13 protein-coding genes and 1 riboswitch are annotated in these 16,405 nt (G+C 70.8%); of the genes, 5 read left to right on the top strand and 8 right to left on the bottom strand.

Annotated elements, in window-relative coordinates:
- Positions 1-162: 162 nt before the first annotated feature.
- The 4 genes from mfd to N2041_RS04960 all read left to right on the top strand — a co-directional run bounded on the left by mfd (position 163) and on the right by N2041_RS04960 (position 6,469).
- Complete coding sequence (gene mfd, locus N2041_RS04945; RefSeq protein ID WP_297676422.1) at positions 163-3,603, top strand: transcription-repair coupling factor; 3,441 nt, start codon at positions 163-165, stop codon at positions 3,601-3,603.
- Between the two features lie 120 nt (positions 3,604-3,723).
- Complete coding sequence (locus N2041_RS04950; RefSeq protein WP_270055839.1) at positions 3,724-4,164, top strand: OB-fold domain-containing protein; 441 nt, start codon at positions 3,724-3,726, stop codon at positions 4,162-4,164.
- Positions 4,165-4,194: 30 nt separating this feature from the next.
- Positions 4,195-5,391, top strand: coding sequence for a thiolase family protein (locus N2041_RS04955; protein WP_270055838.1), 1,197 nt, complete (start codon positions 4,195-4,197; stop codon positions 5,389-5,391).
- A gap of 127 nt (positions 5,392-5,518) precedes the next feature.
- The gene (locus N2041_RS04960; protein WP_297676425.1) at positions 5,519-6,469 is read left to right on the top strand and encodes a phosphotransferase; all 951 of its coding nucleotides are present in this window, start codon (positions 5,519-5,521) and stop codon (positions 6,467-6,469) included.
- Here the strand turns inward: N2041_RS04960 and N2041_RS04965 are convergent.
- Positions 6,459-7,526 (bottom strand): AI-2E family transporter, encoded by a 1,068-nt coding sequence (locus N2041_RS04965; RefSeq protein WP_297676427.1) that lies wholly within the window; start codon positions 7,524-7,526, stop codon positions 6,459-6,461. The two genes, N2041_RS04960 and N2041_RS04965, sit on opposite strands and share 11 nt — an antisense overlap.
- A 74-nt stretch (positions 7,527-7,600) precedes the next feature.
- Between N2041_RS04965 and N2041_RS04970 the strand changes: the two genes are divergently transcribed.
- Positions 7,601-8,152 (top strand): DinB family protein, encoded by a 552-nt coding sequence (locus tag N2041_RS04970; protein ID WP_297676429.1) that lies wholly within the window; start codon positions 7,601-7,603, stop codon positions 8,150-8,152.
- A 76-nt stretch (positions 8,153-8,228) separates the two neighbouring features.
- Here the strand turns inward: N2041_RS04970 and ilvN are convergent, their stop codons facing one another.
- The 7 genes from ilvN to N2041_RS05005 all read right to left on the bottom strand — a co-directional run bounded on the left by ilvN (position 8,229) and on the right by N2041_RS05005 (position 16,346).
- Positions 8,229-8,846, bottom strand: a complete 618-nt coding sequence (gene ilvN, locus N2041_RS04975) for an acetolactate synthase small subunit (protein WP_297676431.1) — start codon at positions 8,844-8,846, stop codon at positions 8,229-8,231.
- Positions 8,843-10,534, bottom strand: coding sequence for a biosynthetic-type acetolactate synthase large subunit (gene ilvB, locus N2041_RS04980; protein WP_367187685.1), 1,692 nt, complete (start codon positions 10,532-10,534; stop codon positions 8,843-8,845). The genes ilvN and ilvB overlap by 4 nt, the downstream gene beginning before the upstream one ends.
- A gap of 162 nt (positions 10,535-10,696) precedes the next feature.
- Positions 10,697-11,764, bottom strand: a complete 1,068-nt coding sequence (locus N2041_RS04985; RefSeq protein ID WP_297676435.1) for an SIS domain-containing protein — start codon at positions 11,762-11,764, stop codon at positions 10,697-10,699.
- Positions 11,761-13,185 carry a phosphoglucomutase/phosphomannomutase family protein gene (locus N2041_RS04990; RefSeq protein ID WP_297676437.1) on the bottom strand — a complete coding sequence of 475 codons (1,425 nt, stop codon included), beginning with the start codon at positions 13,183-13,185 and terminating at the stop codon, positions 11,761-11,763. The genes N2041_RS04985 and N2041_RS04990 overlap by 4 nt, the downstream gene beginning before the upstream one ends.
- Complete coding sequence (locus N2041_RS04995) at positions 13,175-14,188, bottom strand: NDP-sugar synthase (protein WP_297676439.1); 1,014 nt, start codon at positions 14,186-14,188, stop codon at positions 13,175-13,177. Before N2041_RS04995 ends, N2041_RS04990 begins: the two co-directional genes overlap by 11 nt.
- Before the next feature lie 13 nt (positions 14,189-14,201).
- Positions 14,202-15,365 carry a methionine adenosyltransferase gene (metK, locus tag N2041_RS05000; protein WP_297676441.1) on the bottom strand — a complete coding sequence of 388 codons (1,164 nt, stop codon included), beginning with the start codon at positions 15,363-15,365 and terminating at the stop codon, positions 14,202-14,204.
- A gap of 94 nt (positions 15,366-15,459) precedes the next feature.
- A riboswitch (SAM-I-IV-variant riboswitch) is annotated at positions 15,460-15,566 on the bottom strand.
- A gap of 54 nt (positions 15,567-15,620) precedes the next feature.
- Positions 15,621-16,346 carry a ScpA family protein gene (locus N2041_RS05005; RefSeq protein WP_297676443.1) on the bottom strand — a complete coding sequence of 242 codons (726 nt, stop codon included), beginning with the start codon at positions 16,344-16,346 and terminating at the stop codon, positions 15,621-15,623.
- Positions 16,347-16,405 lie beyond the last annotated feature (59 nt).

Raw genomic sequence — 16,405 nt, forward strand, 5'->3', positions numbered from 1 at the left:
GTTCCGATACCTGAGAGGAAATCTCAGTGATGCCCCCGGGGAATTTCGGGAACGGCTTGCCGGGAACGGGGGCATGGCCGAGGCGGGCTACCGGGCGGTAAAGTGGAGGGCGAGGCGGCTGCTGCCGCCGAGGGTTCGGACCTGGCTGGTGAACTCGCGGGCGTGACGGCCGCGGTCGCCGAGGAGCTGGCCCCGCTGCTGGCGCGCGGGGAGGGCTGCGTATGCCTTTCGGCGCCCGAGAGCGCGCGGGCGTACGTCGCGGCGGCGCTGGCGAGCGGTCATGCCGGCCCGCTGCTGGCGGCGGTGCCGACGGCGCTGGCCGCGCAGGCGCTGGCGGACGACCTCGAGCTGCTGAGCGACCGGCCGGTCATCCGGCTGCCGCAGCGGGATGCGCTGCCGTACGAGTTCGCGCGGGACGACCCCTCGGCAGGGGTGGAGCGGGCGCGGGCGCTGCGGGCGCTGGGCGGCGCGGAGCCGGCGATCGTGGTCGGGACGTGGGCCGCCATCACCGAACACACGGCGCCGCCGGCCCCGGAGGCGGAGGACCTGCGGCTGGAGGCCGGCGCTGCGGCACGGCCCGGCGACGTGCTGGCGTGGCTGGAGGGCGCGGGCTACGCGATCGAGCCGCTCGCCGATGCGCCCGGGACTGCGGCGCGACGGGGCGGGCTCATCGATATCTTCCCGGCCGGGTTCGAGCGGCCCGTGCGGGTCGAATTCTTCGGGGATACGGTCGAGAGCATCCGGCTGGTCGACCTCGCGACGCAGCGGAGCGCGGGCCGGGTGGAGGCCGTGCTCGTGCCGCCGGTCTCGACATCGCTCGGGGCGGGGCGGGCCGCGGCGCAGGCGCTGGCGGGGCAGCTCACCGCGCACGGGGAAGAGGCGGAGGCGGTCATCGAGCAGGTCGAGGCGGTGGCGGCGGGCGGGCGGACCGACTACCACCAGTTCCTCGAGCCGCTGCTGTACCGGTCGACGGCGCTGGACCACCTCGGCAGCGCGGCCATCGTGGTCGTCTTCGACCCCGACGAGGGGCGGCAGGCGCTGGAGCAGACGCTGGAGTTCGAGCGGCGGGCGCGGGCGGAGATGGAGGCGCGGGGCGCGATCCCGGCCGGGCTGCCGGACCTGCGCGAGGAGCCGGGAGCGGCAGCGGAGGCGCTGCTGGGGCGGGCGGCGTACGTACTGGAGCGGTTCGGGACGGCCGAGCGCGGGGCGCGGGAGCTGCCGGTGCAATCAGCGCCGGGCTTCGGCGGCCGGCTGCGGGTCGTGGCGCAGCAGACGGAGGCGTGGCGGCGGGAGGGCCGGCGGGTCGTCGTGGCGTCGCTGCAGGCGCTTCGGCTGGCGGATGTCTTCGAAGAAGAGGGCACGCGGAGCGCGAAAGCGCGCGCGCTGGGCGAGGCGCCGGCGGGCGGAAGCGTGACGCTCGTCCCGGCGGCGATTTCGAGCGGCATCGTGACGGCGGCGGGCACGGTGGTGCTCGCCGACGCGGAGGTGTTCGGCTTCCGGAAGCGGCGGAAGCCGACGCGGCCGCACCACGGCGTCCGGCCGGACCTCGTCGAGAGCCTCGAGGTCGGCGACTACGTCGTCCACGCGGAGCACGGCATCGCGCGGTACGGCGGGCTGGTGCGGCGGTCGGTGGAGGGGGTCGAGCGGGAGTACCTCGAGCTGCAGTACGCGGAGGGCGACCGGCTGTACGTGCCGGCCGACCAGCTGGAGGCGCTGAGCCGGTACGTGGGGCCGAGCGACCATCCGCCGGCGCTGACGCGGCTGGGCACGCAGGACTGGGCGCGGTCGAAGCGGCGGGTGAAGCAGGCGGTAGTGCAGATGGCGCGCGACCTGCTGGAGCTGTACGCGAGGCGGCAGCTCGTGCCGGGGCACGCTTTCCGGGAGGATACGCCGTGGCAGATGGAGATGGAGGCTTCGTTCCCGTACGTCGAGACGCAGGACCAGCTGGCGGCGATTCTCGAGGTGAAGGCGGACATGGAGCGGCCGCGGCCGATGGACCGGCTGATTTGCGGGGACGTCGGCTACGGCAAGACGGAGGTCGCGGTGCGGGCAGCGTTCAAGGCAGTGATGGACGGCAAGCAGGTGGCGGTGCTGGTGCCGACGACGGTGCTCGCCGAGCAGCACGGGGAGACGTTCCGGGAGCGGACGGCGGGCTTTCCGGTGCGCGTGGAGGTGCTCTCGCGGTTCCGGTCGGCGGAGGAGCAGCGGCGGATTCTCGCGGACCTCGCGGCGGGGGAGGTGGACATCGTGGTGGGGACGCACCGGCTGCTGCAGAAGGACGTGAGCTTCAAGGACCTCGGGCTGGTGATCATCGACGAGGAGCAGCGCTTCGGGGTGAGCCACAAGGAGCGGCTGCGGCAGATGCGCGCGGAGGTCGACACGCTGACGCTCTCGGCGACGCCGATCCCGCGGACGCTGCAGATGTCGCTCGTGGGCATTCGCGACATGAGCACGATCATGACGCCGCCGGAGGAGCGGCAGCCGATCCGCACCTACGTGCTGGCGTGGGACGACGAGATCCTGCGGGAGGCGATCGAGCGGGAGCTGCAGCGGGGCGGACAGGTGTTCTTCGTGCACAACCGGGTGCAGACCATCGAACGGATTGCGAAGCGGGTGATGGAGCTCGCGCCGGGCGCGCGGGTGGCGATCGGGCACGGTCAGATGCCGGAGGAGCAGCTGGAGCGGGTGATGCTGGAGTTCCAGGCCGGGGAGCACGACGTGCTGGTGTGTACGACGATCATCGAGAGCGGGCTGGACATCCCGAACGCGAACACCATCATCATCAACGAAGCGAACCGGCTGGGGCTGGCGCAGCTGTACCAGCTGCGCGGCCGGGTTGGGCGGTCGGCGAACCGGGCGTACGCCTACCTGCTGTACGACAAGGACCGGGCGCTGAGCGAGGCGGCGCAGAAACGGCTGGAGGCGATTTTCGAAGCCTCGGAGCTGGGGGCGGGCTTCCAGCTGGCGCTGCGGGACCTCGAAATCCGCGGCGCGGGCAACGTGCTCGGGACGGAGCAGAGCGGGCACATCGCGGAGGTGGGGTTCGAGCTGTACACGAAGCTGGTGGCGGAGGCGGTGGCGGCGCTGAAGCGGGGCCTGGGCGAAGAGCTGCCGCAGGCGGCCGAGCCGGAGCCGCCGCCGCCGGTCGTCGACCTGCCGGTGAGCGCGCACATCCCGGAGAGCTACATCGGCGACACCCACGCACGGCTGAACCTGTACCAGCGCATCGCGCACCTCGGGACGGTCGAGGCGGTGGCGGAGATGCACGAGGAGCTGCGCGACCGGTTCGGGCCGGTGCCGCTGGCGGTGGAGCACCTGCTCTACGTGGCGCTGGTGCGGAACCTCGCCAAGCGGGCGGGGGTCGAAGCGATCAAGACCGACGAGCAGATGTTCCACCTGTACGTGCGCGGCGGCACGACGCCGGAGCTGCGCGAGCGGGTGGCGCGGCTGGGGCTGGGCGAGATGGTGCTCGCGGGGCCGAAGCAGGTGCGAATCGACCGGGTGGGCGCGGGCGAGGGGTGGATGCCGCTGCTGGTGCGGGTGCTGCGGGCGATGGGCGGGGGCCGGCCGGCTGCGGAAAGGGCCGGGAACGGCCGAGTGTGAAGGTTCGTTGACAGCCCTTTACGGGGGGCGAACAATACGGTGCGGCGAGGCCCTGGCCCCGGGGCGTATTCGCCGTGAGCGGAACACCAGCCCGGGCAGCAATGAGAAGGAGGTCCAGGATTGGCAGAAGCGACAGCAACGCAGGGCGAGGTTCGCCCACTGGTGCCGCACCTGACGCTCGGTGAGACGCGCGATCAGGATTACCTGAACGGCTCCGTCTGCAAGAAGTGCGGGACGAAGTACGTCGGCCCGCGGCTCTTCTGCGGGGTCTGCAGCAGCGACGGCCCGTTCGAGACGATCCGGCTGGCGAACACCGGCACCGTGCACGTGTGGACGATCATCCACCAGGCGACGCCCTACGTGCAGGCACCGTACATCGCGGCGGTGGTCGACCTGGACGGCGGCGGAAGCGTGAACACGAACATCGTGGGCATCGAGCCGAAGCCGGAGAACATGAAGTTCGGCATGCGGGTGAAGATGTTCACCGAGAAGGTGTCGGAGGACCGGGAAGGGAATTCGTACATCGCCTACCGGTTCACGCCGATCGAGGGCGAGAACTAAGGCCCGGGCGCGCGAAGGAGGTAAAGGACAGTGCGCGAAGTAGCAATCGTTGGCATTTCGATGATCAAGTTCGGCCGCTATGCGGACCGGGACTTCGCCCAGCTTTCGGCGCAGGCGGTGCTCGAGGCGCTGAAGGACGCGGGCATGGAGATGAAGCAGATCGAGGCGCTGTACAGCGGCAACCTGTACCAGACCTCGGGCTCGGGCCAGCGGATCCTGCAGCAGATCGGCCAGACGGGCATCCCGGTGGTGAACGTGGCGAACGCCTGCGCGACGGGCTCGACGGCCTTCCGCGAGGCGTACTTCGCGGTCGCCTCGGGGGCGTACGACGTGGTGATGGCGGTCGGCTCGGAGCAGATGGGCAAGCAGGGCCTGCTGGGCTCGCGGGGCGACCCGGCGACGAGCCTCGAGGGCCGGGTCGGCTCGTACATGATGCCGGCGGTGTTCGGCATGGCGGGCATGGAGCATGCCCGGAAGTACGGCACGAAGCAGGAGCACTTCGCGCTGGCGAGCGTGAAGAACCACTGGCACAGCACGATGAACCCGCTGGCGCAGTACCAGAAGGAATCGCCGCTGGATGAAGTGCTGAACTCGCGGATGATTGCCTACCCGAACACGCTGCTGATGTGCTGCCCGACGGGCGACGGCGCGGCGGCGGCGATCCTGACCTCGATGGACAAGGCGCGGCAGTTCACGACGCAGCCGATCAAGGTGGCGGCGAGCGTGCTGACGAGCGACCCGTTCACCGACCGCGACCTGACGCTGCCGGACATCAACACGCTGACCCGGAACGCGGCGAAGCTGGCGTACGAGCAGGCCGGCATCGGGCCGGAGGATCTCGACCAGGTCGAGCTGCACGACTGCTTCGCGACGGCGGAGCTGCTGCACTACGAGAACCTGGGCCTCTGCGGCGACGGCGAGGCCGCCATGCACGTGGCGAGCGGCGCGCCGTGGCTCGGGAACAAGATCCCGACGAAGTACGAGGAGGACGTTGCGCCGTTCCGCGACAAGACCTACCAGCCGAAGACGAAGGCGGTGGTGAACGCTTCCGGCGGCCTGCTCTCGAAGGGGCACCCGCTGGGCGCGACGGGCGTGGCGAACATCGCCGAGATCGTCTTCCACCTGCGCGGCCAGGCCGGCCAGCGGCAGGTGGAGGGCTCGAAGGTGGGCCTCGCGCACGTCATCGGCCTCTGCTCGGCCTGCACGATCCACATCCTGCAGAAGTAGCGCGGGCCCGACCGGTTCGACGTCGCTGGCGCCCCTTCCCGGTTTCGGGGAGGGGCGCCGGTTCGTTTGGACGACGCGGAGGGTCGACGGCGCGTTTGGGGGGCGGCACGATGGGGAGGTGGATGTGATGCGCGAGCCGCCGACAGCGGTGCTGCGGGCGTTCGGCCTCGGCGGGGAGACGCTGCAGTCGGTCAGCCGGGACGGGCGAGTGTGGCTGACGGGCCGCGGCGTGCTGAAGCGGCGGCGGCTCCCGGGACCGGAGGCCGGGCTGCGGTGGGAGGCGGAGCTGCGGGACGCGGCGGCGCGGGCCGGCTGGCCGACGGCGCGGGCGCTCGCGGCGGCGGATGGCGTGATGGCTGTGGACGAGGGCGGCCGGCCCTGGACGTGTGAAGAGCGGCTGCCGGGGGAGCCGCGGGAGCTGACGACCGTGGCGGCGTGGCGCATCGCCGGGCGGCTGCTGGGCCGGCTGCACCGCGACCTCGCCGCGGCGGACCCCGGGACGCAGCGGCCGGGCCTCGGGAAGGCGTGGGAGCTGGACGTGCTGACCGACGCGGCGGGTGCGGGGACGTTCAACCGGCTGGTGGCGGCCTTCGGGCGGGAGTACCCGGAGCTGGCGGCGGCTATCCGGCGGGAGCGCTACCGGAACCTGCGGGAGCTGGCGCGGCTCGGCTACCCGGAGCTGCCGGAACAGCCGATCCACGGGGATTTTTCGGCGAAGAACCTGCTGTGGCGGGACGGCGAGCTGAGCGGGCTGGTGGACTGGGAGTTCGCGCGGCGGGATGCGGCGCTCTGCGACCTCGCGCCGCTGTTGATGCCGTTTGGGCCGCTCGAGCCGCAATTCGCGCGGGCGCTGTTCGAGGGATACGCCGCGGTGCGCCCGGTTTCGAACCAGGAGTTCGGGCTGCTGCCGGCGCTGGTGCGGGCGTCGCTCCTGTGGTGGGTCGCCGTGGAACTGATACGGTGGCGGCTGGAGGGCGGGCCGCCGGAGCGCATCGCGCGGACGATGCAGGTGCGGTTCCCGGCGTTCGAGCGGTACGCGCTGGAGCTGGGCTTCCTGCGCGAGAACGTCAGGGGATAGCTTCGTCCGGCTCGTCGGGGGCGAGGACCTGCGGCACCTGGTCGTCGGTGAAGCCGTTGGCGCGCCGTTCGAGGTAGTAGTCGAGGACGACACGGCCGGCGGCGGCGGCCGGGAGGGCGAGAAGGACGCCGACGATGCCCATGAGTTCGGCGCCGGCGAGGACGGCAAGGAGGACGACGAGCGCGGGCAGATTGAGCGTCTGGCCGTAGATGCGGGGGACGAGGAGGCGGTCTTCGAACTGCTGGTAGATGAGCAGGGCAACGAGGACGATGACGGCCTGGGTGGGCGATTCCTGGAAGGCGGCGACGGTCGCGGGGACGACGGCGATGAAGGCGCCGACGAGCGGGATGATGTCGGCGAAGGCGGCGAGGACGCCGAAGGCGACGGCGTTGGGCACGCCAACGACGAGGAGGACGACCATCGTGTAGACGCCGATGATGAGCGACGTGATGAGCTGGCCGCGGACGTAGCCGCCGACGACGCGCTCGAGGGCGCGGAGGAAGTGGTGGGCGTCGGCTTCGCGCTCGGGCGGGATGAAGCGGAAGAGGAAGGCGCGGAGGCGATGGGTTTCGACGAGGAGGTAGGCGGTGATGACGGCGATGGTGAAGCCGGTGAAGATGCCGACGAGGACGCGCTGGCCGTAGTCGACGACCTGCGAGCCGCTGATGATGCGGTTCCAGTCGATTTCGGCGGCGCGCTCGGGGAGGTCCCAGCGTTCGGTGTTGAAGCCGAGGTCGGAGGCGAAGGTTTCGACGTCGCGGGCGTAATCGGGAAGGTTGCTCTGGAGGTCGCGGAACTCATCGATGACGGCGGGGGCGACGATGGCGATGACGGCCCCGAGGAGGACGAGGATGCCGAGCAGCATGAGGAGGACAGCGACGACGCGGTTGATGCCGCGGCGGACCATCCACTCGACGTAGGGGAGGAGGGCGGCCATGAAGATGAAGGACGTGACGATGATGATGGGGAGGGGCCAGAGCTGGACGATGAGCCAGAGGCCGAACAGGGCGAGCGCGATGGCGAGGATGCCGCGGATGGAGAGTTCGAGCCGGATCATGGGACCGCCGTGGCGGGGGATGTAGCGTAGGATGGGGGGCGCGCGGCGCTGGTGACAATGCTGCCGCGGGGGACATGGCGATGTACCGTTCGGTCGATGCGTTCCTGGGCTATTTCGCGGCGGTGAACCGGCGGGCGATGCGCGATATCGGCGCGCTGCCGCCGGAGGCGGACGGCTGGACGCCGGCGACGGGCGAGGGCGAGGGGGCGTGGAGCATCAACAAGCTGGTGGGCCACATGTGCGGCTCGCGGCTGTACTTCGCGAGCGCGTACCTCGGCCGGGGCTGGGTGAGCCCGGCGCCGCCCGACGTGAGCCGGCGGGAGCTGTGGGTGCCCGCGCTGGCCGAGAGCTTCGAGCGGTTCTGCGAGTTGTTGCGCGGCACGCCGGACGAGTGGCTGGAGCGGAAGGTGGCGATGATCGACAGCGGCGGAACGCTTTCGGGCTGGCGCATCCTGGCGATGATGGTGGAGCACGACATCCACCACCGGAGCCAGATCGATACCTACGCGGGGCTGAACGGCTGGCCGGTGCCGCAGATTTTCGACCGGTCGGCGGAGACGATCGGCGCGCTGCAGGCGCAGGAGCGGGCGAAGTACGGGCTCGCGGGCGAGGGACACGGGCTGTAGAGAAGGTGCGCGCCGAAAACGCCGCGGCGGGGCTCCCGTGTGGGGAACCCCGCCGCGGTTCGCTTCCTGCGGGCGCTCAGTCGCTGGAGAAGGGGAGGTCTCCTTCGACGCGGCGGCCCTGGGTCTGGTGGATGCGGGCGATGCGCTCGGGTTCGGGTTCGTGGACGGTCGTGGTCTTGGTGCCGCGGACCATGGCGATGCGGCCGGTGCGGGAGAGTTCGCGGATGCCGTAGGGCTCGCACATCTTGATGAGGCCGTCGATTTTGTCTTCATCGCCGACGACCTGGAGGATGATGGAGTTGGTGGCGATGTCGACGACGTCGGCGCGGAAGACGTTGGCGATATCGAGGAGCTCGTGGCGGTTCACGTTGTTGCAGCGAACCTTAATCATGGCGAGCTCGCGGGCGACGATGTCTTCCTGGCTGAGGTCGCTGACCTTGATGACGTCGATGAGCTTGTAGAGCTGCTTTTCGACCTGCTCGACGGGCGCGCTGTCGCCATCGACGACGATGGTCATGCGGCTGAGGCCGGGCATCTCGGAGTGGCCGACGGTGAGCGATTCGATGTTGAAGCCGCGCCGGCGGAAGAGGCTGGCGACGCGCATGAGGACGCCGGGCTTGTCTTCGACGATGGCGACGACGGTGTGGTGGTTGGCGCGCTTGCGGGGCTGGTGGCCGTTGAGGGAGGGGTTCACCGGGCGAGCTCCTCGGCGGGGGCTTCGATGGTTTCGGAGAGGGCGGCGCCGGCGGGGACCATCGGCCAGACGTTCTCCTCCTGGTCGATCATGAAGTCGATGAGGATGGGCCCCTTGTGGGCGCGCGCCTCGCGGATGGCGGGGGCGACTTCGGCCTTGGTTTCGACGCGGAGGGAGCGGATGCCGTAGGCGTCGGCGATCTTGCAGAAGTCGGGCTGCGTCATGGCGACGGAGACGAAGTTGCGGTCGTAGAAGAGCTGCTGCCACTGGCGGACCATGCCGAGGTAGCCGTTGTTGAAGATGGCGATCTTGAGCGGCAGGTTTTCGTCGACGACGACGGCGAGCTCCTGCATGGTCATCTGGAAGCCGCCGTCGCCGCAGATGGCCCAGACTTCGGCGTCGGGGAGGGCGACCTGTGCGCCGATGGCACCGGGGAGTTCGAATCCCATGGTGCCGAGGCCGCCGGAGGAGATGAGCTGGCGGGGGCGCTTGTAGAAGTAGTGCTGGCCGGCCCACATCTGGTGCTGGCCGACGCCGGTGACGATGGTGGCGTTGCCCTCGGTCTCTTCGTAGAGGGTGCGGACGACGTACTGCGGGAGCATCCGGCGGCTTTCGCGGATGTGGAGGCTCGGGTGCTCTTCCCGCACCTGGTCGATCCACTGGAGCCACTCGGTGTGCTTCGCCTCGCGGACGTGTTCGGTGAGGCGTGGGAGGACGTTCTTGGCGCTGCCGACGATGGGGACGGCGGTGGGGAAGTTCTTGCCGATTTCGGCGGGGTCGATGTCGATGTGGATGATCTTGACGCCCGGGTTGAAGTCCTTGAAGCGGCCCATGGCGCGGTCGTCGAAGCGCATCCCGACGCCGATGACGAGGTCGGCGTTATCGGCGGCCATGTTGGCGTAGAACATGCCGTGCATGCCGAGCCAGCCGTAGGAGAGGCGGTGCGCCTCGGGGAAGGCGCCGATGCCGAGGAAGGTGGTGATGACGGGGATCTCGGCCTTTTCGGCGAGGGCGACGAGTTCGTCCTGGGCGTCGGACCAGATGACGCCGTGGCCGGCGATGATGATGGGCCGGCGGGCCTGGTCGATGAGTTCGGCGGCGCGGCGGATCATGCCGGCGTGACCTTCGTAGGTGGGCCGGTAGCCGCGGAGGTGGACCTGTTCGGGCCAGTCGAATTCGGCGGATTCCTGGAAGACGTCCTTCGGGATGTCGACGAGGACGGGGCCGGGGCGGCCGGTGCGGCAGATGTGCGCTGCTTCGCGGATGGTGAGGGGGATCTCCTCGGGGCGCATCACCAGGTAGTTGTGTTTGGTGATCGAGTGCGTGATCCCGGTGATGTCCGCTTCCTGGAAGCCGTCTTTGCCGAGGAGGGTGCGGCTGACGTTGCCGGTGAGGGCGAAGACGGGGACGGAGTCCATCCAGGCGGTGCAGATGCCGGTGACGAGGTTGGTGGCGCCGGGGCCGGAGGTGCCGAGGCAAACGCCCATGCGGCCGCTGGCGCGGGCGTAGCCGTCGGCCATGTGGGCCGCGCCCTGTTCGTGCCGGACGAGGATGTGGCGGATGCCGGGATACTGGGGAAGGGTGTCGTAGAGGGGGAGGACGACGCCCCCGGGGTAGCCGAAGATGACTTCGACACCTTCGCGCTGGAGGCCTTCCAGCACCATCTGTGCGCCTGTCATGCGCGCCATGAGGAACCCTTTCCGCGGAGCGAACGCTGGAGCGGGCGGAACCCGGTGAGGGGCGCCTGCTGCCTGCCGCGCCGTGCGGTCGCGGCTGCCCGTGGGCCGGGCGGTGGCTGGAGGGGTGGCCGGTAAGCCGATTGCCCTCCGTTCGGTCCGCAGGATTTCAGATTACGTCGATATTTCGGCGGAGGAAAGGCGGGCGATGCGGCTGCGGATAGATTCGATTTCTGGAATCGGCGTCGGGTCGATGCCGCGGGCGATGGCGGCGTGCCAGGAGAGGGCGTCGACGGTGACGAGGGCAGCGAGGGCCCGTTCGAACGGGCTGCTGCCGGGGATGGGAAGGCGGTGGAAGGGGATGCCGCGGGGGGCGGCGAGTTCTTCGACGGCCTCGAGGTAGGGCGCGGCCGGGTCGTCTTCGGCAGCGAGGGCGAGAAGGGTCCAGCGCGCGGGGGCGAGGTCCGGGTCGAGGCCGACGACGAGATTGTGGGCGGCTTCGGGGAGGGCGGCCGAGGCGGCGAGGAGCTTGGCATTCTCGGCGAGCTGGTTGCGGGCGCGGTCGGCGAGGGGGAGCAGCACTCCCCCGGCGAGGATGAGCGGCACGCGGCCGGCGATGGCCCCGGCGGCGCGGGCGGCGGCGGAGCCGGCGGCCAGCTGCGCGGCGGCAAGCCCGGCGCACAGGGCCGCGGCCCGCTCGATATCGGGCGTGGTGACGAGGTAGAGGCCGAGGCGCTCGACGATGCGGAGGAGGGGTGCGAGGAGCAGGGCGACGGCCGCGCGGGGCGGGGCATCGTAGTCGAAGCGCCAGGCCGGGACGCCGTCGTCCTCGCAGCGGGCAGCGAGCCGGCCGCCGCGGGTGATGGCGATGATGGGGGCATCCCGGCGCCACGCGTCGTCGTAGAGGGCGAGCGTCTCGGCGGTGTTGCCGGAGCAGGAGACGGCAGCGACGAGGGTGCGTTCGCCGACGAAGTTGGGGAGTTCGCGGCCGCGAACGACGGTGATGGGAATTTCGCTCACCGGGGCGGCGAGCGCGGCGACGATATCGCCGGCGGCGGCAGACCCCCCGGTGGCCGCGATGACGAGGTGGTCCGGCATGCGGCCGCGGGGGAGGGGCAGTTCGAGGTCGGCGGTGCGGCGCCACTCACGCGCGAGCTGGCCGCCGAAGGCAGCGATGTGGCGCCACATGCCGGCGCGGTCGACCGCGGCGGCGGCGGGTTCGGGTTCGAACGCAGCGCTCACCGGCGGACCCCGGCGATGGCGGCGCCGGCATCGAGGACGGGCCGGACGAGGGTCTCATCGGTGACTTCGGTGTAGATGCGGAGGAGCGGCTCGGTGCCGGAGAGGCGGAAGAGGAGCCAGCCGCCATCGAAGAGGAAGCGCCAGCCGTCGGTGCGGTCGCTGCCGGTGACTGGCCGGCCGGCGATGTCGCCGGGCGCGGCGGCATCGAGCGCGCTGCGGATGGCGTCGCGCTGGCCGGGTTCGAGGTCGTAGTCGTCGCGGGCGTAGAAGTGCGGCCCGGTGATTTCGAAGACCTGCTGGAGGAGTTCGGAGGGAGATTTGCCGGTAGCGGCGACGTAGTCGAGGAGGAAGAGGCCGGCGAGGATGCCGTCGCGCTCGGGGAGGTGGCCGCGGAAGCCGTAGCCGCCGGATTCTTCGCCGCCGATGAGGGCGTCTTTCTCCATCATGAGGGGGCCGATGAATTTGAAGCCGACCGGAGTCTCGAAGCATTCGACGCCGTAGCGGGCGGCGAGGAGGTTGGCCATGCGGGTGGTGGTGATGGAGCGGACGATGGGGCCGCGGAGGCCGCGTTCGCCGAGGAGGTAGTTGATGAGGAGCGCGAACGTGCGGAGCTGGTCGACGTAGCGGCCGCGCTCGTCGACGAGGCCGACGCGGTCAGCGTCGCCGTCGTTCGCGATGCCGATGTGGTAGCGGCCGGTGCCCATGAGGACGAGGAATTCGCCGAGGTTCTTTTCGATGGGCTCGGGGGCGCGGATGCCGGGGAAGGCCGGGTTCCGCTCGGTGTGGATTTCGCGGACGGTGGTGGAGCCGCCCGCGAGCAGTTCGGTGAAGAGGCCGGCGCCGGCACCGTACATCGGGTCGACGGCGACGGCGAGGCCGGCGCTGCGGATGCGCTGGAGATTGACCTGCCGGCCGAGGGCGGCGAGGTAGCCGGGGATGGGATCGAAGGCGGTGATGGCGTCCGTGTCCGCGGGCGCCATGGCAACGTCGGCGGGGTTTTCGAGGATGGCCGGGACGCGGCGCTCGATATCGGCGACGATCTCGGGGCTGGCGCTGCCGCCGTAGTGAGGTTTGACTTTGATGCCGTTCCAGTTGAAAGGGTTGTGGGAGCTGGTGACGACGACGCCGCCGGCGGCGCCGGTTTCGATGATCCGGTAGCTGATCGCGGGTGTCGGGGCTGGCCGGTCGGCGAGCTGGACGGTGAAGCCGGCGGCGGCGAGCACGCGGGCGACATCGCGCGCGAAGTGGTCGGAGAGGAAGCGGGTGTCGTAGCCGACGACGAGGGGGCGGGCGGTGCCGCCGTGCTCGGCGAAGTGGTCGGCGACGGCGCGGGCGCAGGCGCGGACGTTTTCGAAGGTGAAGGTATCGGCGATGATGGCGCGCCAGCCATCGGTGCCGAAGCGAACGGGGTTATCCGGCATGGGCCTCATGATACTGGCCGTCTGCGTCAACGATCGTGCCCGGCGGGGGCGCTGCGCCGGGGCCGATGGTCGCGCCGGGGCCGATGACGCAGCCGCGAAGGCGGGCGCCGGGGCCGATGCGGGCGCCGTCGGCGGCGATGGTGTCGACGAGCTCGGCGGCTTCGCCGACGTCGACGCGCTCCCAGAGCACCGAGCCGCGCAGGCTGGCCCGCGGGCCGACGGCCGAGCCTTCGCCGACGGCCGCGCGTTCGAGCACGGCAGTGGGGTGGACCGCGGCGGCGGGGTGGACGGCGTTCCCGGCTTCGAGGAGGGCGTGGTGGAGGGCGAGGTAGCGGGCTGGCGTCCCGAGGTCGGCCCAGTGGCCTTCGAAGCGGTAGCCGAGGACGACCCGGCGGCGGGCGACGAGGGAGGGGAAGAGGGTCTCTTCGACGCGGACGGCGCCAGGGGGAATTTCGTCGACGAGGCGGCGTTCGAAAATCCATGCGCCGGCGTTGACGAGGCGGGACGGGGCCTCGCCGGGGGGCGGCTTTTCGACGAAGCCGGTGACGAGGCCATCCGGGCCGCAGACCGCGACGCCGAAACTGGAGGGGTCGTCGACGTCGTGGAGGGCGAGGGTCAGGTCGGCGGCGCGATCGACATGGGCGCGGAGTGCGGCGGCGAAATCGAAATCGAGGTAGACATCGCCGTTGAGGACGAGGAAGCGGTCGTCGATGCCGGCGGTTTCGACGGCGTTGCGGATGGCGCCGCCGGATTCGAGGCGGGCGGTTTCGATGATGGGGAGGACCTCGAGGCCGCGGTGCCGGCCGGCGGGGTAGCGGGCCGCGAGGTCTTCGTTGGCGAGGCCGAGGGCGAGGATGGCGCGGCGGATGCCGGAGCGCTCGAGCCACGCGAAGAGGTAGTCGATGGCGGGCCGGTTGCAGACGGGCACGAGGCTCTTGTGGCGGCGGGCGGTGAGGGGGCGCAGCCGGGTGCCCTGGCCGCCGACGAGGAGGATGGCGTCCACGCGGGCGCGGCGGTCAGCGGCCGGCGGCGGCGCGGAGGTCGGCAGCCCGGGAGGTGTCCTCCCAGGGGAGATCGAGGTCGGTGCGGCCGAAGTGCCCGTAGGCGGCGGTCGGCCGGTAGATCGGCCGGCGGAGGCCGAGGTCCTCGATGATGGCGCCGGGGCGGAGATCGAAGAGGCGGCGGACGGCGGCGAGGATGACCGAATCGGGGACGACGCCGGTGCCGAACGTTTCGATGCCGATGGAGGTGGGCTCGGAGACGCCGATGGCGTAGGAGAGCATGAATTCGCAGCGGGTGGCCAGGCCGGCGGCGACGATGTTCTTGGCGACCCAGCGGGCAGCGTAGGCGCCGGAGCGGTCGACCTTCGTCGGGTCCTTGCCCGAGAAGGCGCCGCCGCCGTGGCGGGCGACGCCGCCATAGGTATCGACGATGATCTTGCGGCCGGTGAGGCCGGCATCGCCGCGGGGGCCGCCGATGACGAAGCGGCCGGTGGGGTTGACGTGGATGGTGACGTCCTTGCTGAGGAGCGGGCCGACGACGGGCTCGATGACGTGCTTCGTCACCTGGGTGGTGATGAACTCGGGGTCTTCGACGTCGGGGGAGTGCTGGGTGGAGATGACGACGGTATCGACCTGGAGGGGGTTCCAGTGTTCGTCGTATTCGACGGTGACCTGGGACTTGCCGTCGGGCCAGACCCAGGGGAGGGTGCCGGATTTGCGGACTTCGGCGAGGCGGCGGGTGAGCCGGTGGGCGAGGGAGATGGTGAGGGGCATGTATTCGGGGGTTTCGCTGCAGGCGAAGCCCATCATCATGCCCTGGTCGCCGGCGCCGATGGAGCGGGGGTCGGTGTTATTGACGCCGCGGGCGATATCGGCGGACTGCTCGGCGATGGAGGTGATGACGCCGCAGGTGTGGCCGTCGAAGCCTTTTTCGGAGGAGTCGTAGCCGATATCGACGATGGTCTTGCGGACGAGCTTGTTGATATCGACGTAGCCATGGGTGGTGATTTCCCCCATGACGAGGACGAGGCCGTTGGTGGTGGCGGTTTCGCAGGCGACGCGGGAGGCGGGGTCCTGTTCGAGGAGGGCATCGAGGACGGCGTCGCTGATCTGGTCGCAGATTTTGTCGGGGTGGCCTTCGGTGACGGATTCGGAGGTGAGGAGCTTGCGTTCGGACACGTGGAGCCCTTTCGGTGGTGGAGTTGCCTTCGCGCGGGCATGAAAAATCCCCCCGTGCCGCTGGGGTGCGGCGGCGAGGGGCGGGCCTTCCCGCAAGCCCGCCTTTTGTTGCCCGGCGGCGGGTGCCGCGGGGCCGCGTCGGTTTGGCACCTTGGAGGCATAACCAGGTTGCCGGGCGGGGACGCCCTCTTGACGCTTGCAGTGAGGGTAGCAGGGCGGGGTGCGTGGCGGAAGATGGAGGCGGCGGTGGTGCGGTCAGGCGGCGGGGGCGAGCGCGACGACCTGGATATCGCCCCAGGGGGTTTCCTGGAGGGCGTCGGCTTCGCCGGCGCGGAGGAGTTCGAGGACGGCGAGGAAGGAGACGACGACTTCGAGGCGGTTCGCGCATTCGAGGATGGCGCGCCGGAAGGAGAAGCGGCCCCGGCGGCGGAGGCGGTCGCGGAACTGCTCGAGGCGCTGAGCGAGGGTGATGGCGGTATCGCGGGGGAGGATGGCGCGGGGCGCCGGGTCGGCAGGCTTGCGCTGGAGGAGCCGGAGCATGAGAGCGTGGAGGCGCTCGATACTGACGCCTTCGAGGGGGGAGGCTTCCGGGAGGTCGGGAGGCGGGGCGAGGCGGGTGTAGATGCGGAGGCCGGCGTCCTGGCGGGCTTCGAGGAGGTCGACGACCTGGAGGAAGCGGCGGTATTCGCGGAGGAGTTCGACGAGCTCCTGGCCGACGTCGTCGTCTTCGAGCGAGGGCGCCTCCTCCCCCTGCGGGCGGGGGAGGAGGGCGCGGGACTTCAGGTAGATGAGGCGGGCGCCGATGGCGACGAATTCGGCGAGGGCGGAGGGGTCGAAGCCTTCGCCGGTGTGGATGGCGGCGAGGTACTGGTCGGTCACCGCGACGAGGGAGACGGCGGTGATATCGAGGTCGTCCTTCTCGATGAGGTGGAGAAGGAGGTCGAGCGGCCCCTGGAAGACGGGCAGCGAGATTTCTGCCATGGCTCCTGCCGGCGCGATGCCCCCCCGCTGAGGCGGCGCCGGTGCGGTCTTGCGACCGT

This window comes from Tepidiforma sp., assembly GCF_026419595.1.
Lineage (GTDB): Bacteria > Chloroflexota > Dehalococcoidia > Tepidiformales > Tepidiformaceae > Tepidiforma.

Bases quoted from the DNA above. Each gene is read 5' to 3' on its own strand.
- N2041_RS04990 (WP_297676437.1), bottom strand. From the start codon at position 13,185: ATGCCGGATAACCCCGTTCGCTTCGGCACCGATGGCTGGCGCGCCATC.
- N2041_RS04970 (WP_297676429.1), top strand. From the start codon at position 7,601: ATGGCGATGTACCGTTCGGTCGATGCGTTCCTGGGCTATTTCGCGGCG.
- N2041_RS04960 (WP_297676425.1), top strand. From the start codon at position 5,519: ATGCGCGAGCCGCCGACAGCGGTGCTGCGGGCGTTCGGCCTCGGCGGG.
- N2041_RS05005 (WP_297676443.1), bottom strand. From the start codon at position 16,346: ATGGCAGAAATCTCGCTGCCCGTCTTCCAGGGGCCGCTCGACCTCCTT.
- ilvB (WP_367187685.1), bottom strand. From the start codon at position 10,534: ATGGCGCGCATGACAGGCGCACAGATGGTGCTGGAAGGCCTCCAGCGC.
- N2041_RS04965 (WP_297676427.1), bottom strand. From the start codon at position 7,526: ATGATCCGGCTCGAACTCTCCATCCGCGGCATCCTCGCCATCGCGCTC.